Source organism: Stenotrophomonas sp. INTA L402-1 (assembly GCF_059295135.1).
The window spans coordinates 292,223-314,091 of the sequence record NZ_JCAFWP010000001.1 but is presented as its reverse complement, the minus strand read 5'-3'; the positions used below and the strand labels follow the sequence as shown (position 1 = coordinate 314,091).

At 65.3% G+C, this 21,869-nt stretch carries 20 protein-coding genes; 9 read left to right on the top strand and 11 right to left on the bottom strand.

Annotation, left to right across the window (positions count from 1 at the left end; translation table 11 throughout):
* Positions 1–30: 30 nt before the first annotated feature.
* Both AC5O77_RS01420 and AC5O77_RS01415 read right to left on the bottom strand, forming a co-directional pair.
* Positions 31–810, bottom strand: coding sequence for an AraC family transcriptional regulator (locus tag AC5O77_RS01420; RefSeq protein WP_258015732.1), 780 nt, complete (start codon positions 808–810; stop codon positions 31–33).
* Between the two features lie 370 nt (positions 811–1,180).
* Positions 1,181–2,107, bottom strand: coding sequence for a hypothetical protein (locus tag AC5O77_RS01415; RefSeq protein WP_494506364.1), 927 nt, complete (start codon positions 2,105–2,107; stop codon positions 1,181–1,183).
* A gap of 205 nt (positions 2,108–2,312) precedes the next feature.
* Here AC5O77_RS01415 and AC5O77_RS01410 point away from each other — a divergent pair, with 205 nt between their 5' ends.
* The 3 genes from AC5O77_RS01410 (at position 2,313) to AC5O77_RS01400 (ending at position 5,104) form a co-directional block, all read left to right on the top strand.
* Complete coding sequence (locus AC5O77_RS01410; protein ID WP_162292259.1) at positions 2,313–2,474, top strand: hypothetical protein; 162 nt, start codon at positions 2,313–2,315, stop codon at positions 2,472–2,474.
* Between the two features lie 75 nt (positions 2,475–2,549).
* Entirely contained in the window at positions 2,550–3,251 is a 702-nt protein-coding gene (locus AC5O77_RS01405) for a lasso peptide biosynthesis B2 protein (protein ID WP_329892924.1), read from the top strand.
* Positions 3,252–3,262: 11 nt separating this feature from the next.
* The gene (locus AC5O77_RS01400; protein WP_478057387.1) at positions 3,263–5,104 is read left to right on the top strand and encodes an asparagine synthase-related protein; all 1,842 of its coding nucleotides are present in this window, start codon (positions 3,263–3,265) and stop codon (positions 5,102–5,104) included.
* Here the strand turns inward: AC5O77_RS01400 and AC5O77_RS01395 are convergent.
* The 4 genes from AC5O77_RS01395 to AC5O77_RS01380 are packed head-to-tail and all read right to left on the bottom strand — an operon-like array spanning position 5,101 to position 11,036.
* The gene (locus AC5O77_RS01395; protein ID WP_478057386.1) at positions 5,101–5,811 is read right to left on the bottom strand and encodes an ABC transporter ATP-binding protein; all 711 of its coding nucleotides are present in this window, start codon (positions 5,809–5,811) and stop codon (positions 5,101–5,103) included. The two genes, AC5O77_RS01400 and AC5O77_RS01395, sit on opposite strands and share 4 nt — an antisense overlap.
* 12 nt (positions 5,812–5,823) lie before the next feature.
* Positions 5,824–7,179, bottom strand: coding sequence for an ABC transporter permease subunit (locus AC5O77_RS01390; RefSeq protein ID WP_478057451.1), 1,356 nt, complete (start codon positions 7,177–7,179; stop codon positions 5,824–5,826).
* Positions 7,176–8,639 (bottom strand): DUF3526 domain-containing protein, encoded by a 1,464-nt coding sequence (locus tag AC5O77_RS01385; RefSeq protein WP_478057385.1) that lies wholly within the window; start codon positions 8,637–8,639, stop codon positions 7,176–7,178. Before AC5O77_RS01385 ends, AC5O77_RS01390 begins: the two co-directional genes overlap by 4 nt.
* Before the next feature lie 6 nt (positions 8,640–8,645).
* Positions 8,646–11,036, bottom strand: a complete 2,391-nt coding sequence (locus AC5O77_RS01380; protein WP_494506363.1) for a TonB-dependent receptor plug domain-containing protein — start codon at positions 11,034–11,036, stop codon at positions 8,646–8,648.
* Between the two features lie 113 nt (positions 11,037–11,149).
* On the opposite strand from AC5O77_RS01380, the gene AC5O77_RS01375 reads away from it, so the two are divergent.
* Positions 11,150–12,802, top strand: a complete 1,653-nt coding sequence (locus AC5O77_RS01375) for an ABC transporter ATP-binding protein (protein WP_494506362.1) — start codon at positions 11,150–11,152, stop codon at positions 12,800–12,802.
* 34 nt (positions 12,803–12,836) lie between these two features.
* Here the strand turns inward: AC5O77_RS01375 and AC5O77_RS01370 are convergent, their stop codons facing one another.
* Complete coding sequence (locus tag AC5O77_RS01370) at positions 12,837–14,084, bottom strand: arsenic transporter (RefSeq protein ID WP_494506361.1); 1,248 nt, start codon at positions 14,082–14,084, stop codon at positions 12,837–12,839.
* 245 nt (positions 14,085–14,329) lie between these two features.
* Between AC5O77_RS01370 and AC5O77_RS01365 the strand changes: the two genes are divergently transcribed.
* A complete protein-coding gene (locus tag AC5O77_RS01365; RefSeq protein WP_012511105.1) occupies positions 14,330–14,542 on the top strand; it encodes a hypothetical protein in 213 nt (70 codons plus the stop codon).
* A 604-nt stretch (positions 14,543–15,146) separates the two neighbouring features.
* Here the strand turns inward: AC5O77_RS01365 and AC5O77_RS01360 are convergent.
* Genes AC5O77_RS01360 through msuE form a run of 3 tightly spaced genes read right to left on the bottom strand, consistent with a single transcriptional unit; the run spans position 15,147 to position 17,837 of the window.
* Positions 15,147–16,181 carry a methionine synthase gene (locus AC5O77_RS01360; RefSeq protein WP_478057381.1) on the bottom strand — a complete coding sequence of 345 codons (1,035 nt, stop codon included), beginning with the start codon at positions 16,179–16,181 and terminating at the stop codon, positions 15,147–15,149.
* A 38-nt stretch (positions 16,182–16,219) separates the two neighbouring features.
* Positions 16,220–17,197, bottom strand: coding sequence for a DUF1852 domain-containing protein (locus AC5O77_RS01355; RefSeq protein WP_494506360.1), 978 nt, complete (start codon positions 17,195–17,197; stop codon positions 16,220–16,222).
* A gap of 58 nt (positions 17,198–17,255) precedes the next feature.
* On the bottom strand, positions 17,256–17,837 hold the full coding sequence (gene msuE, locus AC5O77_RS01350; protein WP_494506359.1) for an FMN reductase: 582 nt from the start codon (positions 17,835–17,837) through the stop codon (positions 17,256–17,258).
* Positions 17,838–18,013: 176 nt separating this feature from the next.
* Between msuE and AC5O77_RS01345 the strand changes: the two genes are divergently transcribed.
* Positions 18,014–18,928 (top strand): LysR family transcriptional regulator, encoded by a 915-nt coding sequence (locus AC5O77_RS01345; protein WP_049422266.1) that lies wholly within the window; start codon positions 18,014–18,016, stop codon positions 18,926–18,928.
* Positions 18,928–19,797, top strand: a complete 870-nt coding sequence (locus AC5O77_RS01340) for a methylenetetrahydrofolate reductase (RefSeq protein WP_494506358.1) — start codon at positions 18,928–18,930, stop codon at positions 19,795–19,797. Before AC5O77_RS01345 ends, AC5O77_RS01340 begins: the two co-directional genes overlap by 1 nt.
* 31 nt (positions 19,798–19,828) lie before the next feature.
* On the opposite strand, the gene AC5O77_RS01335 is transcribed toward AC5O77_RS01340, so the two are convergent.
* The gene (locus tag AC5O77_RS01335; RefSeq protein WP_012511098.1) at positions 19,829–20,107 is read right to left on the bottom strand and encodes a hypothetical protein; all 279 of its coding nucleotides are present in this window, start codon (positions 20,105–20,107) and stop codon (positions 19,829–19,831) included.
* 189 nt (positions 20,108–20,296) lie between these two features.
* Between AC5O77_RS01335 and AC5O77_RS01330 the strand changes: the two genes are divergently transcribed.
* Together AC5O77_RS01330 and AC5O77_RS01325 are read left to right on the top strand one after the other, a co-directional pair.
* Positions 20,297–21,130, top strand: a complete 834-nt coding sequence (locus AC5O77_RS01330; protein ID WP_494506357.1) for a S1 family peptidase — start codon at positions 20,297–20,299, stop codon at positions 21,128–21,130.
* A gap of 88 nt (positions 21,131–21,218) precedes the next feature.
* Entirely contained in the window at positions 21,219–21,746 is a 528-nt protein-coding gene (locus AC5O77_RS01325) for a DUF6622 family protein (protein ID WP_494506356.1), read from the top strand.
* Positions 21,747–21,869: the final 123 nt, after the last annotated feature.

Sequence of the window (21,869 nt, the reverse complement as noted above, 5' to 3'; positions counted from 1 at the left end):
CGGTGCGGGAGCCACGCGCTCCCGCATCCATCAGCGTGGCTCCTGCGGCCGCTGATCGTCGGCGTCCGAAGCCCGCTGCCGAGTGCCTCGTTCCGCCAGGAAACGCTTGGGCGGCGCACCCACGGTCTTGCGGAACATGGTCACGAACGCTCCGGCACTGTCATAGCCCAGGTGGTCCGCAACGGCCTGTACTGTCCTGCCTTTGGCCAGCAGCGGCAGCGCGACCACAACATGCAGCTGCCTGCGCCAGCGCCTTACGCTTAAACCGGTTTCTCCAGAGAACAGGCGCGACATGTTGCGCTCGCTCATTCCAATCCGGCTCGCCCAGACTTCAAGCGTTGCCCGTTCGGCTGGCGTGTCCAGCATTGCGTTGGCAAGCCGGCGCAACCTTGCATCGGATGGCATGGGCAGATGGAGCCACTCCGGTGGCGCGGCGATCAGCTCATCCAGGAACACGGCCATCAGGCGGTCCTGTGCGCTGCCGGGCTCGTAGTGCCCGGGAAGGGCGGACGCCCGCTCCAGCAGGGCCTGCATGAACGGGGTGATCGCCATTGCAGCGCAGTGCGTCGGCAGCCCCGGCACGACACCGGGTTCCACGAACACCACGAACCCGTGCGGCCGCCCACTGCTGCTGGCCCGATGGGACAGGCCACCGGGAATCCAGATCGCACCCTGTGGGGGAACCACCCACAGGCCGGCTGCAGTCTCCAGCATGATCAAGCCGCGCGTGGCAACCAGCAGCTGTGCCTTCCGGTGCGCATGGAAGGGCATCTGCCAGGCATCTGGAATGGGGTCCAGCCCAAGCACCATCACCGGAAGATCGACACGGTCCGGATAGTCGGGCCCAACCTCGCTCAGCCCCGCAATCGAAATCTCCACGCCGGACCTACGACTCAGAGCTACGCCGGGCAGTACGGCGGCGCTTACTCGTCATCGCGTGCCGACACTGCTTCGCGCCTGTGCCAGACACAGATCAGTCCCATCAGGACATGGATGATGGGTGGATCCGTCCTTCCTGCTTCGGCAGCCAGTGCTTTCTCGCTCACGTTGGCATCCTCTCTGTTCGAGGACCGGTAGCGTAGGCGGCAAGCCGAAGGGCGTCATTCGACAGTTCCGCCAGGTGATTCACCAATCCGGCCATATCCGCAGCCGGGCCAGGCAATCACCACGTGGGCGCGATCTACAACGCCGGAACCGTGATCCTTTGCAGATCGAGCTTGGCCCGCAGGGCGTAGTGCTTGCGGGTGACCGGTACCACGCAGGTCAGACGCGGATCGACATAATCCTTGAACAGCGGCGGACGCGGGGAAGACAGGTAGAAACCGCGATCCTGCTTGACCGCCGCCGGCAGCAGAACCTCGCTGAGGTCGCTGTCGGAGGCATCGGTGACGAGGCAGGGCGCATGGCGGAACCCGAGCCGGCGCAGCAGGTACAGGCGATGGGAGCCATTGGTCAGCACCATGCGCTTGCCAAACCGGGTGGCGCTGATCAGGTTGTCACTGAAACCCAGATAGATGACGACGGCGTGGCTGGCTGCGCCGAACGGCTCGTAGTCGGTGATGGCAGCCGGATCGAGGGTCGCCACATCGAGGAAGCGCAGGTCGTTCGAGGTGGACGCGAAGGTGTAGCTGCCATCGGACTGGGTGAAGCGCACTTCCGGATGTGCATGGCTGCCGCTGCGCGCGACAAGCTGCATGACCTCCTGCGCGGTGGGCGAGGCGGTCAGGGATGCCGCCAACTGGTCGATGTGACGCAGGTTGATGCACTCCTGGAAGATCACCAGTCGATCGATATCGACCATCTGCCAGCTGCGCGGCAGAACACTCGTCATGCGGTGCATCGAGGGTTGCCGCAGCGCCTGCTCAGCCAGCGGCAGCATCTCATCCGGCAACGCATGGACATTGATGGCGTCGGCCTCACCGGCTTCCTCCTGCTGCAGCCTCAGCACCTCGGCACGTGCCGTCCGCCATTCCTCCACCAGCGCAGCCTCGTCGAAGCGTCCCGGCGGGCAACGCTCCCGTACGAAACGGATGAACTTCGGCAAGGGAAACATCCCCTTCAGCAGAAGCGTGGGATCCAGGCCGTCGTCTCTGATCTCGCTGCTCATCCCTCTCGCCTCTCGTAGGTCATATCGACAACGGGCCGCTGGCGTCATTCGTCACGCCAAAATAATATGTTATATCGTAACATTGCGGTGCCTTGGCGGCAATCGCCCTGCAATGTCGCGGCGATGGTGGCTTGGCTGCTCCGTATCCAATGCAACGCGATCCAACGCAATGCGCGGGTACATCCACTGACGATAGGAGATGTTCATGAACGAGCTGATTGAGCTGGGTGTAGTGGCAGGACAGCAGAACCCTGAGGATCAGGGCATGGGTGGCGAACTGATCGAGCTGGGCTCGGTGGTTTCGGAAACGAAGGCGCACAACCACGGCACGTTGTGGGATGGCGTGTTCCCGACCACGTCGCCCTGATCTACCGCGCAATGTCGCATCTGCGGTGCATGCCCTGCATGCACCGCTTCTCCGGTTCCGGCGCAGGAGCGCATGATGGAGCAGGCTGCCGCCCCGTATTTCCTGTCAAAGCACGCCCACGTCTGTGTCACCGGCGATGCGATGGTGATTCTGGACCAGGCCACGGGAAAGTATCTTTCCCTTGAAAAACGCGGCGCCGCAGGCCTTGGCAAGCTCGTTCTCGATTGGCCCCTGCAGTCCGATGACGCAAGCACGCCAAGGCTTCTGCAGGCCTTGATCGACCGCCGCTTGATCACCGCGGATCCGCAGCAGGGGAAATCCGCTGCCAGCCCTGCCATTGCGCTGCCTCGGTACTGGGCGCGCGAAGGCGCGCCGCGAGGCCGTCCGCCCATCATGGCGCGCGACCTGCGTCGATTCATCGCCTCGTGCGCCTATGCCGCCTGCAGCAGAACGTTCCTTCCTTTCAGTTCCACGGTGTCGGCCGTGCGCCGTCGGGCGGATCGCGGCCACAGCCGGCCGGTAAGCGCTGAAGAACTGGCCCTGCGGGTGCGGGTGTTCGACTGGCTTCGACCCCTGGCCTTCAGGAAAACCGATGAGTGCTTTCTCTACTGCCTGGCGATGCGCGGATTCCTGTCGAACTACGGCATCGTTCCGGCCTGGGTGTTCGCCGTCAGAACCCAGCCGTTCGCCGCGCATTGCTGGCTGCAGCACGGCGATCAGGTGTTGACCGACATTCCCTTCAACCTGCGCCGGATGGTTCCCATCCTGGTGCTGTAACGAAACCTGCCATGTACCGATACATCGCCGTGCTCTGGAACACCCACTCGGAATCCGCGACGGCGCAGGCGGAACGCATCGTGGAAAGGATCGGCGCCAGGCTGCCCGGCATCGCCTGCGTGTTGAACGACAACGGCGCGGCGATCCATGTGCAGAGCGACAACCACGGCTATTTCGAATGCGATCGCTCGAACGCGCTGGTGGTACTGGGCAAGCTGTTTCACAAAACGTTCGGTGAAGGCAAAGTGCCTTGCCGCGTGAACCTGGATCCCGCAACAGCGGACGCCGCCTGCAGCAGCCAGGGCCGCAGCATCGTAGAACAACACTGGGGCCGCTACGTGGCGTTCGGCTTCCAGCAGGAAACGTCGAGCTGGTTCGTCCTGCGCGATCCCACTGCGGAGATCCCGTGCTATTTGACCACGGTGGGCCAGTTGACGCTGGTCTTCTCCAACATGGAAGACTGCCTGATGCTGGGTCTGCGCGAATTCAGCGTTGACTGGTCCTTCCTGTCGTACTCGCTGCTGTATCCGTTTCGTGATGGCCTGCAGACCGGCTTCCAGGAGGTCACGGCGGTCGAAGCGGGTGAAGCGGTTTCAATCCGCGATGGTGAGCCGGTGGGCCGGCACTGCCAGTGGGACGTGGTGCGGCTGGCCCGCGACGCGCCGATCGAAGATCTTCAGCAAGCCGTGTCGCTGGCGCGTTCCACGCTGCTGGGCTGCATCGGTGCACTGGCCAGCCCGCACCGACGCATCCAGCTGCAGCTGTCGGGCGGGCTGGATTCCTCGATCATCCTGGCCGGCCTGTTGCAGGCGCCGTCGGCGCCGGAGGTGACGTGTGTTCACCACTACGATGAGGGCATCGGTGCCGACGAACGGCTGTTCGCGCGGATGGCGGTGCAAGGGGCCAGTGATTTCTCGGGCAGGCGTTGCGAATACATCGAATACCGAAGGCAACCTCACTGCGCGCTGGAAGAGATCATGACCTTCCCGCGTACAGCCCGGCCGGCGCATTGTTCCGGCTATCTTCTCCACCGCCGTGACGTGGCCTTCGACGGTGACACCGTGCAGTTCACCGGTGTTGGCGGTGATGCGGTGTTCCTGCGTTTCAAGGGCAACGCCGCTGCGATTGACTACGCCTGGCGACGTGGCATCGACCGGGATTTCTTCCGCGTCGCCTTCGAAACCGCGCAGTCCGGCGATTCACTGTACGGGGTGCTGAAGGATGCGATGGTCCATGGTCTGCTCAAGCGGCCAGGCAGCATCAATGGCCGTTGGGGCAAACCCTGCCCATGGGTGCGGGTGGACCGCGCCGAACAGGATGGCCTGCAGCCGGCCTGGTTGCGGCACGCGCAGGCGCAGGGGCATCGCGTATCACCCTACAAGCTGGCCCATATCGGCCGCATGGTGTTTCCGACCAGCGTCCTTGATCCCTTCGAAGGTGCAGGCCACTGGCATGGCGTATCGCCGATCAGTGCGCAGCCGCTTGTTGAACTGTTCGCGCGCATTCCGCTGCACCTGCTCATTGCAGACGCAGAAGACCGCACCATCGCGCGGCGTGCAATGAAGGGACTGTTACCGGATGCGCTGCTGTCGCGGAAGGTGAAATCCTATCTGGATGATCACTCCGTGGCGGTCACCCAGGGGCACCAGCAGTTCATCAGGAATCTTCTGGTCGATGGAATGCTTTCCAGGCGCGGCTATCTCGACAGCGCGCTGGCCGATGCGGGCATCCAGCAGGTCGGCCCGGACCACTCGTCGCAGGTGCTCGGCATCTTCGGCCCGCAGATCAACATCGAAGCGTGGCTGCGGCGCTGGTCCGGCCAACGTGGCGCGCAGGCGGCCGCCGTGGCCTAGGCGCTGCGGCTCATTTCTTCCAGGTACAGGCTCTCAAGATCGTTCGCGGTGATCGTGCTGGCGTCAAGCGTTCTGCGCAGGCGGCCGGCCCGCATCAGGCCGATCGTGGTCGCCACTTCCCGGGCGCGGAACAGATCGTGGGTGGCCATCAGGATCGCCGTGCCGCGATCGCGTTCCCGCACGATCAACTCATGGAATTCGGCTGACGCCGTTGGGTCCAGGCCCGAGGTGGGTTCATCCAGCAACAGGGCCCTGGCTTCCTTGACGATGGCCAGTGCGATGCCGACCTTCTGCCGCATGCCCTTGGAATAGAGGCCCACGCGTCGCCCGAATGCGTCGGTCGCCAGGCCGGCGGACCTGAGTGCGTCCTTCAACCGCGCTGGCGAGCGTTCCTCGACACCGGCCAGGCGCGCGAAGTAGTCCAGATTCTCGTAGCCGGTCAGCTCGTCGTACAGCGCCACGGTCTCGGGGATGTACAGCAGCCGCCGGCGTACCTCCTGCGGCTGCTGGTGCGCACTGAGACCGTCCACTTCGGCCCCACCGGAGGTGGGTTTCAGAAAGCCAAGGAACAGCTTGATGGTGGTCGACTTGCCGGCGCCATTGGCGCCCAGCAGGCAGAAGATCTCGCCGGGCTTCACCTCGAAGCTGACGTCATCCAGCGCCCGATGTGCACCGTGTTCCATGACCAGGCTTTTTGCAGACAGCATGTGGACGTCTCCTCAGGGCGTTGCCAGCCGGCTGCGCAATGCACCGGCTGCAAGCAGGACAAGCAGGGTGGCAATGATCAGTGCGGCGAGATCGGCGAGGACACCACGTTGGGCGACGCCGGCTGTTTCGTGGAACTGGAAGCGGGGCAGGGTGTCGTACTCTTCGAAGGTCTGCGGCGCGTCACGATCCAGATAGGCCTTGTGCAACAGCCGCCTCGCCTGCCAGAAGGAGTGGACCTGTCCCTGGAAGTCGAGCGCGCGGTCGGCATCCGAGCCTGCGATGCGGTCGAGCGCGTCCTGTGTCGCGACGGCCGGCAGCAGCAGCCGCACCTTGTCCAGAACCTGGCGATGTGCGGCCTCGGCCTGCGCATGCGAGGCGATCAGGCGTTCCAGTTCCCGGTCAGCTGCAACCCGATCGGCGTAGGCCTGGCGCACAGTGTCGGAGATGACGGGGGACGGCGAATTCACTGGCGCCGACGTCGCATGCTCGCGCCGCTGGCGCGTGGCGATGTCGGACTGCATCGCCTTTACTTCGGTGGCGAACTGCATCTGTGACGGCGGCGGCGCGATCAGATTCACCGTGGCCAGCGCCAGCGACGGCGCCATGACCACGATCAGCAGCCACAGCGCGCCGGCGGCGATGGCCGCCTCGGTGGTGCGCCGGGCAAGGCAGCCGATCAGCAGTGCAAGGGCCAGCCAGAACGCGCCGTACAGGAGGACGGTAAGGGCCAGCATGGCCAGGCCCGCAGGACTGCGCGCGCCGGCCCCGATCGTCACCGCCAGGAGGATGGCCAGTGCGGGCAGCAGCACCATCAGGCCACGGGCCAGCACCTTGACCACCAGCAGGCGCGTTGCCGACACCGGCTGTGACAGCACCAGCGCCGCGATGCCGCGCTCGCGCTCACGGGACCACAGATCGTGGGTGGCCACGAGAATGACCAACGGCAGCAGGAAGACGATGACGAAGGCGAGGTCGAACCGTCCCGCAGCCCGTGCCGCTGGATTGCCGATGTCGGCCCAAACGTGCTTGAGCAGCTGGGTCGGATCGCCCAGCGCGACCACATCGGCGGTGTAGGGGTAGGCGTCTGCCTGGCCGATCGACAGCGGTGCCATGGCGGCAGGCGCAAGCACCGGCTGGGCGCGGGGCAGCACCGAGGGCGTCTTGCCGACGAATGCCCGGCTGCGTTCCTTCGTCTGTTGTTCTTCCTGCTTGATCAGGGCGATGGCCGCCTCGCGCTGGTCCGCCCATGCGCGGCCGTTCCACGCGGCGTAGGCACCCAGCCCGAGCAGCAGGACAAGCAGCACCGGCAGCGCTCGATCGCGCAGCAATCGGCGGATCTCATAGCGGGCAATCGACACAACGTTCATGGCGATCTCCCCAGCTTCCGAGCGGAGATGAGCACCACCACGCAACCCAGCATCAGCCAGGCCAGCAGAATGACGAGATTTCCGCGCTGCGCGGCAGCGGTACCGGCCAGGGTCTGTTGCGGCGGCCGGTAGTGCACTGAACGGGTGATGCCGGCGATGTCGGCCACATGCTTCCCGCCTTGTGGTGCCTTGTGCAGTTTCACTTCCTGGTTGAGTGCCTGGATCAACCGATAACGGTAGTCCTCCACGCCGCGCAGGAACGCCAGATGCGCCGGGAAATCCGTGCCGGCGAAGGCGCGCGACCAGGACTGCAGCGCCAGCGTCGGCGAGGCAAGGCCAAACAGGCGCTGGGTGGCGTCCTGCTGCTGGTAGGTGGCATGCAGGCGATCGAAATGGCGGTTGTAGACGCGCGTCGAGTTGGCCTCGGCAAACTCCAGCGCCACACCGCGGAAGTTCAGCGGCAGGTCGTCAACGCTGTCGACCCGGTAGCGCGCCATCAACGCCGTGCGCAGGGCATCAAGGCGTTTGTCGGCCGGGTCATGGCCATCCGCGCCGTTCTCCGCTTCTTCGGTCACGCCGGTCCTGAACGCCGGTGCCGAAGGGGTCGGGTACAGGGATTCGGCAACCGCAGGCGCCACCCTCGGCAGCAGCAGTGTGGACACCACCCAGAAGCCGAGCAGCACGACCAGTGACGTCCGTGCCGAGCCGGCAAGTGCCGACACCCCCACGGTAAGTGCACAGAACACCGCCAGATAGAGCAGGTAGGCGGCCGCCAGTGCGAGCAGGGCGGCAAGATCCGTGGCGTCGCCGTACTGGATGGACAGCCCCGGAAGACTGATCAGCAGCATGGCCAGCACCAGCAGCAGCGAGGCGGCCGCCAGGGCAATCAAGCGTCCACAGATCAGCACGCCGGCCGAGGCGCCGGTGCCGAGTTCCTGGCGCAGCGTCTCGCGGGCCACATCGCCGGACAGGGTGGCGAACCCGGCCAGGATGATCAGCAGCGGCGCCACCACCTGCAGCGCCCACGCCGCAGAGAAGCCCTCGAAGCGGCTGAGTGCGGTGCCACCATCCACGGCACGGTGCCGGGCCGGGTTCTGCGCGTGGCCTTCGATGAACACCGAGGTTCCCAGGTAATCCGTCAGCCCCGGGTCCAGTGCAGCCAGTGGCCGCACGGGGGCAGCAATGGCACGCCCCACATGTGCGGCGCTATGCGGGTCGATTGTGCCCTGGCTGTCCCAGAGCCGCGCCTCTTCCTCGCTCATTGCCTGGCGCTCCTGCGCCTGCAGGGTCAGGCGTGCAGCACCACTGAGCACCGATGCTCCCGCAATCAGCAACAGGGCAAGGGCAAGCCACAGCACGCGCCGCTCGCGCCACATCAGCGTGAGCTGGGTTGCCGCAACAGCAAACGCCTGCTGGATGGCCATGACGGACCGGGACAGGGCAGGGGCTTCGGCGCGCATGGCGGCTTACCAGCGGTGCGTCAGCGTCATGGACAGGAAGCGACCCAGCGCTGTTGCATTGGTGGGGTCATAGCCGGTGTTGATGCTGTTGACGATGAACGGCGGATCCCGGTCGAACAGGTTCTGCACGTTGAACGCAAGCGATGTGCCACGCTGCGGGTCCGCCGATGCACCGAAGTGGTAGGCGAGGTTCAGATCTACGGTCGTCCAGGAGCTGACGTGGGGCCGGGCGACATTGGCGGGGTCGCGATAACTGTCCACGTAGTTCACGAAGATCCCCGCCGCGGCCTGCTGCCGGCTGAGCGCGATGCCACCGCGCATCTTGAGGTCCACCGGGTAGTACACCGAATTCACCGCATCCACCTCGGGCGACGTACTGGTCACGCGCCGCTTCGACTCGATGATGTACTGCCCGGCCAGGTTCAGCCCGATGTGGGTCTGGCCGGCATCGAAGCCATAGGATCCGCTGAAGTCGACACCACGCTGCTGGGTGAAGGCGTTGTTGCGAAAGCGGTTGTCGAGGATCACCTGGCTGTTGGTTTCGTCCGTGCCTGGCGGCAACGCATACGGCCCCACGCGCGAGACGAACAGGCCCAGCCCCGAGATGCCCAGCTGGCGCGCCTGCTGGATCTGCTGCTGGGTCGGATTGCTGGTCAGGATGTCCGCGTAGGGTGCCGTGGACTGCAGGAACAGCGACGGGAAGCTGCCGCCGAAGCCACTGCCGATCCGGTCGGCGTATTCGATGTGGTAGTAGTTCGCATCGATCTTGAGCCCCGGCAGCGACGGCGGCGCGAACGAGAAACCGCCGGTCCAGGTCTTGGCCCGTTCGGGGCCCAGATCGGGATTGCCATTGGAGAGCATCATCAGGATGGTGTTGCCATTGGCTGCGCTCGGGTTGGGCACATTCGCCACCACCACGGTGTTGTTCAACTGCATGTCCTGGTACACCGGCGCCCGGTAGGAACGACCATAGCTGGTACGGAACGAAAGCCCCTGGGTCGCCTCCCACAGCAGGCCGAGCTTGGGATTCAGCGTGGAACCGAAATCGCTGTAATCGTCATAGCGCGCTGCCGCAGTGAAGGACAGGCTGCGCACGCCCGGCATGTCCTTCAGCAGCGGGATGTTGAGCTCGCCGAAGGCGGACCTGATCGTTCGATGCAGGTCGAGTGGCTTTTCCAGGCCGCGATGATCGATCAGTTCATAGCCATCGCGGCGATAGCCCGCGCCGAATGCCGCGCGAACCCCACCGGTGGGCAGGCTGAACAACTCGCCGTCGGCGACCACATCCAGGTGGCGGGATTCGGAGTTCGTATCGGTCGGTGGCGCCGTACTGGCCGAACTGCCGGTGATGGTGGTGCGCTGATAGGACACATCGCTCCTGCCGAACCCGGAATTCAGGCGCGCCTGCCACCCGCGTGGAAGATCCAGGGTGAGTCCCGCGAACAGGTCGAACTGGCGCGTATGCGGGAACAACCGGGTTTCGTCGGCCGTGCCGGAAATGGTGGTGTCCATCTCGCGCTTGGCGAACGAGCCGGTCACGTTCAGGGTCAGCACATCGCTGAGCTGCTGCACGCCGTCCACGTACAGGCTGTGGCGCTTCGAACCGGGGTAGAGGTCGTACGGCTTGACCCGCACGTTCTTCGAGAAATCCTTGTCCACCGCCGGCAGGTTGCTCTGCTTCAGGAACTCGTAGCTGGCCAGCACATGGCCACCATCCCACGACCAGCCTGCCGACTGCGAGGCCTGGTATTCCTCCATGCCGCCGGTGGTCACGGCGCCGTAACGCACAGCGGTCTCATACCCGGTGAAGTCGCGGCGCAGGATGATGTTGACCACACCGCCGACCGCATCGGTGCCATAGATGGCCGAGGCACCATCGGTGAGGATCTCCACGCGTTCAACCGCACTCAGCGGTATCAGCGAGACATCCACGTACTGGTAGCGGTTCGACGAGGTCACGCGGTGGCCGTTGATCAGGGTCAACGTGGTGCCGGTTCCCAGACCGCGCAGGTTGATGGCGGTGCCCTGGCCGAAGTTGTTGCCGGTATCGCGGTCGACGCCAAGGTTGGCGACGTTGGCACCATTGGCGCCACCGCCGAAGTTCTGCGGCAGTTTCTCGAACAGCTGCTGCACGGTGGCCACGCCGGTGCGGTCGATGGCCTCCTTGTCGATCACGATGATCGGGGATGCGCCGCCGCCAATGGCATCGCGGATGTTGCTGCCGACCACCAGCACCTGGTCCAGGGTCGCAGTCGGTGCCTGGGGCGCTGCGCCAGCCGCTTTCGAACCGCGGTCATTGCCGGAGTTCTGGGCCAGTGCGGGCGGGCTGGCCAGCAGTGCAGCGGCAATGCTGAGGGCCATGAGCGCGCGTGGCATGGCAGCGGATACGTTCGTCATTCCCCGGTCCATCGATCCCATCCGAAAGTGGCCTGCGACGTGGCGACGTCGCTCCTGAAGGGATATGTTATAGCATATCATTCAAGGGTGTAGTCCACGCCGGAACAAGGCCGATGAAGAAGACTGCTGTTCCGCCGCCCGTCGCTGAAATCCTGGGCGCGTACTGGAAGGCTGACCGCAGGCTGCTGCTGCTCATCGCCGGCAGTGTCCTGTTGTCCAGCCTGGCCAGCGTTGCTGCGCCGTACCTTTTCTCGCGCCTGATCGACCGGTTGCCCATCGACGGGGCCAGTGCCCTGGCGGGGGGATTCCTGCTCTACGCCTTCATCCTGGGCGCGGGCAGTGCCCTGCAGAACACGGTGCAGTACCTGTCGTTCCTCAGCGGCGAGAACCTCGGCTTCATCACCAGTACCCGCTACTTCGCCCGTCTGCTGAAGAAGACCAACAGCTTCTTCCTGGACTACAACGCCGCCGAGCTGCAGGTGGCAGGGGAGAAAGGCCGTGGCGCGCTGAAGATCGTGGTGCAGCTGGGGCTGGTGGCCTTCATTCCCAGTGCGCTGCAGATCCTGTTGACGCTGATAACGTTGGGTGCGTTGATCAACCTGCAGGTGGTGGCCATCGTGCTGGCCTACGGCACGGTAGCCGTCACGCTTTCCGCCATCGCTACCCGGCGTGCACGCATCCATCGCGAAGCGGCGGTCGAGGCCGGGCAGCAGAACGCGCGCTTCGTCGGCAATGCCATGAATGCCATGGAGACGCTGCGCCAGTTCGGCGGCAGCGCCTGGATGGTGCAGCGCTTCGAGCAGAAGGCCCAGGAGGTGCGCGACAGCTGGCGCGCCTACGTACTGCAGCGGATCGGCTTCATTGCACTGCTGGGCATCGGCCTGGCGGTCGAGTTCATCGTTACCTTCCACCTGTTGCTGCCGCGCTACCAGAGCGGCGGCCTGAGCGTCGGCGACATCGTCCTGTTCAACTTGCTGCTGCTCCAGCTCAACATGCCGTTCGAGATGATTGCCCGTTCGATCGATGACGTCGCGCGCTCGTGGAGCATGCTGGCTCCGCTTTCCACCTTGTGGGCGGCGCCCGAGGAGCGACAGGCAACCGACGCCCAGCGCTTTGCGGGTGAAAGCGGCCGGCTGGCGTTCGAGCGCGTCAGCCACCGCTATGGCAACGGTCGCGGGGTAAGTGATGTGTCCTTCGAGGCCGAACGTGGCGGCATCAATTTCCTGATCGGGCCAACCGGGGCAGGGAAGTCGACCCTGTTCAAGCTCGCCCTGAAATCGATCGATCCCCAGCGTGGCCGGATCCTGGTCGATGGCCTTGACCTGTCCCGGATCGACCGTGCGGCCTGGCATGCCGCTGTCGCGGTGGTTCCGCAGGATGTCATCCTGCTCAACGAAAGCCTGGCCGACAACATCCTGCTCGGACGCGCGCGTGATGATGATCGGCTGCGGCATGCCGCACGCAAGGCCTCGATCCTGCCGTTGATCGAGGCGCTGCCCGAGGGCCTTGAAACGACGGTGGGCGAGCGTGGCCTGAAGTTGTCCGGCGGTGAGCGCCAGCGCATCGCGATAGCCCGTGCACTGTATGGCGAGCCAGCGATCCTGTTCCTGGACGAGGCAAGCTCTGCGCTGGACGAAGCCACCGAGCGCGAGATCATGGACCACATCCGCGCACTTGCGAATGATGTAACCGTGGTGGCCATCACCCATCGGCGAGGTATCGTGAGCCCGACTGACCGGGTGATTGATCTCGAGGGTGATCGCTGAGCGGCTTGGTCATGGCGACCGACCCGCGCCTGACCTAGAGCAGCAACAAGGCCCCGATCAGCGCAGGCGGCATCACCAGCGCGCCCACGCGCAGGAAGTCGAGCGCGCTGACATGCTCGCCCTCGCGGCGCAGCGCCACCAGCCACAGCATCGTGGCCAATGAGCCGGTCACCGACAGGTTCGGGCCCAGGTCCACGCCGACCACCAATGCGGCGCGCGTCTGCGCCGGCAGGTCGGCCATCTGGCCCAGCGAGCCAGCGGCCAAGCCGACCGGCAGATTGTTGGCCACGTTGCTCAGCAACGCCGCCGCGCCACCGGCCAGCCAGCTGGCCTGGTGCGGTGATGCCTGCGCCACGGCCTGCAGCGCGCTGGCCGCCGTCTGGATGACACCGGTCTGTGCTGCCGCTTCCACCAGCACGAACAGGCCGGCCACCAGCGGCAGTACGCCCCATGACACATGGCGCAGCAGCGGCAACGGACTGCGCCGCTGGCGCATCGCCACCACTGCCACACTCAGCGTGCCTGCGCAGAACGTGGCCAGGCCGAGCGGGCCGTTCAGTGCGGAGGTCACCAGCAGCACGGTGCCGGTGAACAGCACGCCCAGAGCGCTGAGCCGGCCGCCTTTGGTCAGCGGACGATGCGCCGGTGCCGCCACCAGCGGCTGCGCGATCTCGCGCCGATGCACCCAGCGCAGCACCAGATAGGTGGCGCCGATCGCGGCCAGCGACGGCAGCGCGAACTGTGCCAGCCACTGCGTCAGCGGCGGCATATGCTGGCCGTACACCACCAGGTTGGCCGGGTTGGAAATGGGCAGCACGAAGCTGGCCGCATTGGCGATGAAGGCGCAGACGAACAGATAGGGCAGGGGGTTGGCACGGGCGGCCTTGCAGGCGGCGTAGACCGCCGGGGTCAGCACCACCGCCGTGGCATCGTTGGAAAGGAACACGGTCACCAGCGTGCCGACCAGGAACACCAGGTCGAACAGGCGTCGTCCCGAGCCTCCCGCATGACGGACCGCGTACAACGCCAGCCAGTCGAACAGGCCTTCGCGCCGGGCCAGCTCGGCCAGCACCATCATGCCGACCAGGAACAGATAGACATCGCGGCCCTCGGCCACCGCGTGCAAGGTCGTGCCGAACGACATCGCTCCCAGCAGTGGAAGCAGAAGGGCAGCCCCCAGTGCCCACACGTACTCCGGAATGCGGAATGGCCGGAACAGCAGGCCTGCGGTGGCAACGGCCACGGCCGCCCAGATGAGGAAAGAGGAGTAGGAAACGAGCATCGGGCGGGGTGTCTCAGCGGCGCCGACGCGTACCTCACGGGAGCGCGCCCGCTGCAATCACGGCAGTTCGGGGAAGGCGGCATCATACTCCGTGAGCTACGCCCGAGTTGTGGAGCCCAATCCATGCTCGTCTGCTTGCCGCGTGCCCCCGGCACCCACGCTCCGCGAACGTTTTCTTCGGGCGCTCTTCACCGTCGCTCCGCTTAGAGTGAAGGCCACTCAAAGCGTCACGCATGGAATCAACGATGTCCGAATACCGGGACTGGATCTTCAATGCCAACGGCCGAACCCTGGTGGCCCGGGTGGAGCTGGATGGCGACGGCGGCGGCACCATCAACCGCTACCAGTTGACTCCGGGTCCCGCGCAATCAGGGCTGTGCATCAAGGTGGCCTCGCAGGCCGAAGCCGCAAAGAAGCTCGAAACCGAGGTGGAGAAGCTGCTCGGCCCAGAGTGGTGAGGAGGGCTTCGCTACGGCAGAAGTGTTGAGAGGTCGCCAGCGCAACTCCGCAATCTCAGCCCGTGCGACGGCCGACCGTATTCTCCCGCCATGCATTCGCCCTCCAGCCCTCCCGATTTCATGACGGCCCGCCGGCCCTCCGGCTGGGTGCAGAGCGGTGACCGCTGGGACCTGTGGTGGAACGGCCGCTGCGTGGCCAACGTCGTGCCGCATGCCGTGCGCGGTGTCCGCCTGTTCCTCGACGCGCGGAAATCACCACAGCCCAAGGTCGTGGCCGCCGTGAATGCTCGCCAGGCCAAGCGCTACGCCGAGCGCTGGTGTGCCGCCCGGCTTTGCCCGCAGTTGCGGTTGCGCGATGCGGTGGCGCGGCTGGTAGATACCGGTGCTCCATCACCTCCGGCGCCTACGCGGGAGCAGCGGCAGCAGGCCCGCCGCCTGGCCGAGGCCGGGGCGGGAGAGATGGGGCGGATCAAGGCGGCGCTTGCGCCGCGGCCCCCGGCGATGCTGGCCAGGCCCGAGGTGCCGGGGCGAGGTGGAGCCTGGCCGATACCAGATCAGGCTCCGTCAACCGGACGGCCGGATGCGAGTGCGCTCCCGGCCAGGGCTACGCCGAAAGTTCCTCGCGCACGATCCTGGACCCTTCGCTGAGCGCACGCAGCTTGCCCCGTGCCACGTCACGGGCCAGCGGCGCCATGCCGCAGTTGGTGCTCGGGTAGAGCTTGTCGGCGTCCACGAACTGCAGCGCCTTGCGCAGAGTGTTGGCCACTTCCTCGGCCGTCTCCACCGTGCTGGAGGCCACGTCGATGGCGCCCACCATCACCTTCTTGCCGCGCACCAGCTCGATCAGATCGATCGGCACGTGCGAGTTGTGGCATTCCAGCGAGATGATGTCGAGGCTGGAGGTCTGCAGCTTCGGGAACGACTCTTCGTACTGGCGCCATTCCGATCCCAGCGTCTGCTTCCAGTCGGTGTTGGCCTTGATGCCGTAGCCATAACAGATGTGCACGGCGGTCTCGCACTTCAGTCCTTCGATCGCACGCTCCAGTGCGGCCACGCCCCAGTCGTTCACTTCGTCGAAGAACACGTTGAAGGCGGGCTCGTCGAACTGGATGATGTCGACGCCAGCGGCTTCCAGCTCCTTCGCTTCCTCGTTGAGGATCTTCGCGAATTCCCAGGCCAGCTTCTCGCGGCTCTTGTAGTGCGCGTCGTACAGGGTGTCGATCATGGTCATCGGGCCGGGCAGGGCCCACTTGATCGGTTGCGTGGTCTGCCGGCGCAGGAACTTCGCATCCTCCACGAACACCGGCTTGGGGCGGCTCACGGCGCCGACCACGGTCGGCACGCTGGCATCGTAGCGGTTGCGGATGCGCACGGTTTCGCGCTTCTCGAAATCCACGCCGCTGAGGTGCTCGATGAAGGTGGTGACGAAGTGCTGCCGGGTCTGCTCACCGTCGCTGACGATATCGATGCCGGCGTGCTGCTGTTCCTGCAGGGACAGGCGCAGGGCATCCTGCTTGCCTTCGGTCAGGCCTTCATCCTGCAGCTTCCAGGGCGACCAGAGCTTTTCGGGCTCTGCCAGCCAGGAGGGCTTGGGCAGGCTGCCGGCGGTGGAGGTAGGGAGCAGTTTCTTCGTCGACATTGCGTTCTGTGTCCTGGGGCGAATGGAGAATCGGTGGATCAGCGGGCAGCCCACTGCTCAAGCACGGCGCGATACGGCTTGATGAAGTGCTCTTCGGTGAATTTGCCCTGCTTGACCGCCAGCTGGCTGCGCTCTTCGCGGTCGTAGACGATGCGGGTGGAGGAGTAGTCCTGGTGCTTCAGGCTGGGCTGGTAGACCTTGCCGGCCACGGAATTGGCGTTGTAGATCTCCGGCCGGTAGATCTTCTGGAATGCCTCCATCGTGCTGATGGTGCCGATCAGCTCCAGGTTCGAGTAGTCGCCCAGCAGGTCGCCCTGGAAGTAGAACGCCAGCGGCGCGACGCTGCCCGGCGGCATGAAATAGCGCACCTGCAGGCCCATCTTGTCGAAGTACTGGTCGGTGGGGGAGAACTCGCCCTGGCGATACTCCACGCCCAGGATGGGATGGTGGTTCTCGGTACGATGGTAGGTCTTGCTGCTGGAGACGCTGATGCAGATTACCGGCTCCTTGCTGAAATTGGCGCGGTAGGCCTCCGATTCCAGGAAGTGCTGGAACAGCTTGCCGTGAAGATCACCGAAGCCTTCCGGAATGCCGAAGGTGGCCTTTCCCTCGTTGCTGGCCGGCAGTACCACGCTGAAGTCGTAGTCGCGCACATAGGACGAGAAGTTGTTGCCGACGATGCCCTCGGTGCGCGCGCCGGTGTGCGTGTCGACGATGGTCGGGCGCAGCACTTCGATCAGCGGGAACGGATCGCTGCCGTCGGCTCCATCGATGTGCATCTCCACCGAAATGATGTCCAGCTCAACGGCGTAGCGGTCCGCACTCGGGTTGTCCCAGTGCGCCAGATCGTTGAAGCGGTTGTTGATCATGCTGATCGTGTTGCGCAGGTTCTCCTGGCGGGACTCGCCGCGAGCCAGGTTGGCGAAGTTGGTGGTGATGCGCGTGCCGTCAGCGGGCTGGTAGTCCTCGTTGAAGGGGATGCGCGTGATACTGAAGGTGAAGTTCTCGGTCGTCATGGGCGGCGTTCCGGGTTGCGGGGGTGACATCCGAATGCAGGTCGCTGGCATTCGGCATTCAAAGGACTGCAGCGGCCTCGGCAGTGGCAGGCGCTGCGCGATGGGACAGGGCAAGCAGGGGCATCGCCCGCTGCACTGCCAGCCGTGCGCGCTGGATCAGGGCCTCGTTGTGCACGCGGCCCTCGGCGAAATCGCGGTCGGTGGCGTAGACGCCGAGGGGCAGGGTGCGCGCCTGGAAGAAGCTGAAGAGCGGCCGCAGCTGATGATCGATCACCAGTGCGTGGCGCTCGCTGCCGCCGGAGGCGGCCAGCAGGATGGGGGTGTCGACCAGCGCGTCCTGATGGATGAAGTCGAAGAAGTGCTTGAACAGGCCGGTATACGAACCGCGGTAGACCGGCGTGGCCACCACCAGTACGTCGGCCTGCTCGACAGCGGCCAGCTGCCGCTCCACGCTGTCGGGTAACTGCGAGCGCCACAGTGCGCCGGCCATCTGCGGCGCCAGTTCGCCCAGCTCGATCAGGTGTGGCTCGCAGGCAACGTCCTCGCCGATGAGGTCCAGCAGGTGCTCGGCCAGGGTTGCAGCCCTGGAGGGGCGCTGCAGTCCGCCGGAAACGGCGACGATACGGAGGGGGCGGGTCATCTGTTCGCTTTCAGCAGGGGAGGGAGCTCCTTCGGGCGATCTACGGGGGCGCAGTCCTGCAGGCCGGCGAGGTGACCGGGCTGGCAGGCAACCGAAGGTATGACCCGATCCTAGCCATGCCCTTTCATGACGTAAAATGGTATTACTTCACCAATCCATGAGCGGTATTCATCGTCATGTTGGAGCGGATCCACCTCAGCATCGTGCAGCAGGTCGAGCAGCAGGGCTCGCTGACTGCTGCCGCCGGCGTGCTCAACCTGACCCAGTCAGCCCTCAGCCACAGCATGAAGAAGCTGGAGCAGCAGCTCGGCACCGATGTCTGGCTTCGCGAAGGCCGCAGCCTGCGCCTGACCCAGGCCGGGCAGTACCTGCTGGCGGTGGCCAACCGCGTGCTGCCGCAGCTGGACCTGGCCGAAGAGCGGCTGGGCCAGTTCGCACAGGGCGAGCGCGGCGCACTGCGCATCGGCATGGAATGCCACCCGTGCTACCAGTGGCTGCTGAAGATCGTCTCGCCGTACCTGGCCGCCTGGCCGGACGTGGATGTGGACGTAAAGCAGAAGTTCCAGTTCGGCGGCATCGGCGCGCTGTTCGGCTACGAGATCGACCTGCTGGTCACGCCCGATCCACTACTGAAGCCGGGCCTGAAGTTCGTGCCCGTGTTCGACTACGAGCAGGTGCTGGTGGTCGCCAAGGACCATGCACTGGCCAAGGTGGACCACGTAAAGCCGCGTCAGCTCGGCCAGGAAGTGCTGATCAGCTACCCGGTGCCGTTCGAGCGCCTGGACATCTACAACCAGTTCCTGCTGCCGGCCGGCATCACGCCGCGGCGCCACAAGACCATCGAAACCACCGACATCATGATGCAGATGGTGGCCAGCGGCCGTGGCGTGGCCGCGATGCCGCGCTGGCTGGTGGAGGAATATGCCGCACGCATGGACGTGGTGCCGGTGCGCCTGGGGGCGAAGGGCATTCCCAAGCAGATCTACCTGGGCGCGCGCGAGGCCGATACCGGTATCGACTATCTGCAGGCCTTCGTCGAACTGGCGCGTAACAGCACGCCGGTTGCCGGCAATGCAGGCGGAGCCCGTTGATGCCCGCACCTGGATCGCAACGGGCGGAAGCCTTCATCAACGCGTTTTCTCTGGAAATGAGCGCGAAGGCCATGCCGGCACTACACGCGGAAGCGGATCGCATCGCTCCGGGAACGACGATCTCGATCCCTTACCTGGCGAGCGAGGACGACGACGCCCGGCTGGCGGCCGCGCGCACGGTGCGCGAACTCGGCTTCGAGCCGATGCCCCATCTCTCTGCCCGCCGCATCGCGTCGCGTGCGGCGCTTGCGCGGTTCCTGGAACGCGCCGCCAGCGAAGCGGGGGTAGAGAAGTGCCTGCTGATCGCCGGTGATCTTTCCGCGCCCGCAGGGCCGTTTGCCGACAGTACCTCGATCATTGAGACCGGCCTTCTTGAGCGTTACGGCATCAAGGTTGTGGTCATCGGCGGGCATCCGGAAGGCCATCCGGTGATGACCGCCGAGGACCGGTGGCACGTGTTGGAACGCAAATGCCAGGCCATCGAGGCGAGAGGCATGGCACCGCTGATCATCACCCAGTTCGCCTTCGATGCTGATATCGTGCTGGCCTGGCTGGATGCGCTGCGCGCCCGTGGCATCACGGTTCCGGTACTGGTGGGCGTGCCGGGCCCGGCCAGCATTGCGCGGCTGGCGCGCTACGCCGCGATGTGCGGCGTGAGTGCCAGTGCATCGATGCTGGCGCGGTATGGCATCTCGATCGGCCGGCTGCTCGGCACGGCGGGGCCAGAGGTGTTTGTGGATCGCCTATTGAGTGGGCTGACAGACGCCCATGGTCCGGTCAGTCCGCATTTCTTCCCGTTCGGCGGCATTGCCCCATCACTGGACTGGATCGAGCGGTACCGGCGGCGCACGTCGGCCGCCAGCGTCTAATGCTCAATCGATGACCGCGTGGCCGGGACCTTCAGCCCGGCAGTTCGCACTTCATCTTGCCGTCCACGTAGTACGGCTTGGGTACGTTCGGGTTCTCGCTGGTCTTCTCGAAGACCACCTCGAACGAAGCCGCATCGGGCGAGCCCTTGCGGTCGGTGCACGCGTCCTGCAGCTTCTTCTTGACCGCCGCGATGCCCGCATCGCGGTTGGCGCCGTCGGCACTGTTGGTCAGGTTCACGGTCTCGGCCGAGGCCAGTGGGCTCAGTGCCAACAGGCAGCCGGTCAACATCAGGGTGTGCAGCTTGGTCATGGTCATACCTCGTGGGTCTGCAATGAGGTCCCAGCATAGAGGCAGGCTGTTAAAGGCCCGTGGCCGCCCCGGTTTCGTGGCCGGTTCTGCGGCATTCGTCGTCGAACACGTGAGGTTGGTCGGACGTTTTCCCTTCGCGGGAGATGTTCGGCTAGGCTGCAGCGACTGACCGCAAGGATGAAGGCACCCATGATCCGCTGGCTGTTTCTGGCGCTTGCCGCGCTGCCGCTCGCTGCCGGGGCCGTGGTCATCCGCCACGATGTGGACGATGCCCGCTACCGGATCGATGGATCCGAGTTTCCGGCCCTGGCTGACATGCCGGGCGAAGGGCAGGGCGTTCTGATCGCGCCGCAGTGGGTGCTGACAGCAGCGCATGCCGCACCAATGGAAGGGATGGGGCTGGCCATCGCCATCAACGGCAGGGACTACGGCGTGGAGCGCGTGTTCGTGCACCCCGGCTACAGGAGAATGCCTGACGCATTGGGCAATGAGGCTATGGCAACGGGAAGCCCGGCGAAGATCCACGCGTTCCTGGCCGGATCGGATGACATTGCGCTGATCAGGCTCACAGCCCCAGTGAGCGACGTGCAGCCCGTGGCGCTGTATCGCGGCAGCGCCGAGGTCACGCAGATCGCCGCCTTGATCGGGAAGGGCGCCACTGGCAATGGTGCGATGGGATTGGTGCCGGGCGGACCGCATCGCACTACGCTGCGGCGGGCATACAACGCGATTACCGGCGGCAATGATCGCTATCTCTGGTATCGGTTCGATGCCCCGCCACAGGGCCTGCCGCTTGAAGGCGTGCTCGGTAACGGGGACAGCGGCGGCCCATTGGTGATCAAGGATCACGGCGTCTGGCAGCTGGTGGGGCTGGGCTCCTGGATCACCGCCGTTCCCGAGCATGCCCTTGAGGCCGGCTTCTACGGGCAGGTGGTGCACAACGTTCGGGTATCGCGCTATGTGGGTTGGATCGAGAGCGTCCTGAGTGCGCCCGATTACCGCCCAGTAACACCCGAAGACTGACAGCTGTCACTGGTTGCAACCCGGGCGGAAGCGAATAGTGGGCGCCAAGGCGAGGGCACCTCGCCACCACCCACCAAGGCGACCGCTCATGAACATGCTCCAGCAACTCACCTCGCAGACGCCGATCTGGGTCTGGCTGCTCCTGGCGTTCCTGGTCACGCGTGGCATCGCCGCCATGAAGCCGGGTGAGACTTCGTTGCAGAAGCTGGCGATCGTGCCCGTCCTGTTCGCCGTGTGGGGCGCGTGGTCGATCAGTCATCGCTTCGGCGCCTCGCTGACCGCCTGGGGCGAGTGGTTGGCCTGCATCGGCACCGGGGCAGCACTGGGATGGCTGCTGCTGGGCCACGTGAAGCTGACCCTGGAGGGCGCTACCGGAAAGCTCTGGCGCAACGCGGACTTCAGCCTGCTGCCGCTGCTGCTGATCACCTTCCTGGTGAAGTACGGTTTCGAAGTCGCATTTGCATTATCGCCGTCGCTGACCGCCAACGCCGGCTTCAGCGCCGCCTACCTGCTGCTGGCAGGCGGATTCACTGGCCTCTTCATCGGCAAGTACTGCCGCTATCTGGCCTCGTTGCGACTGGGCGAGGCAGGTAAAGGGGTTGGGGTCGCAGGCTGAAACCAGCTCCGTCGTGACGCGTCACATTAATGACTCCCAAGGATGGTGCGGCCGCTGGCCGGCCCCGATGTACTTACAGGCTCCAATCAACCCGCATGCCCGCGATCAGCGCATTCGGCAGGT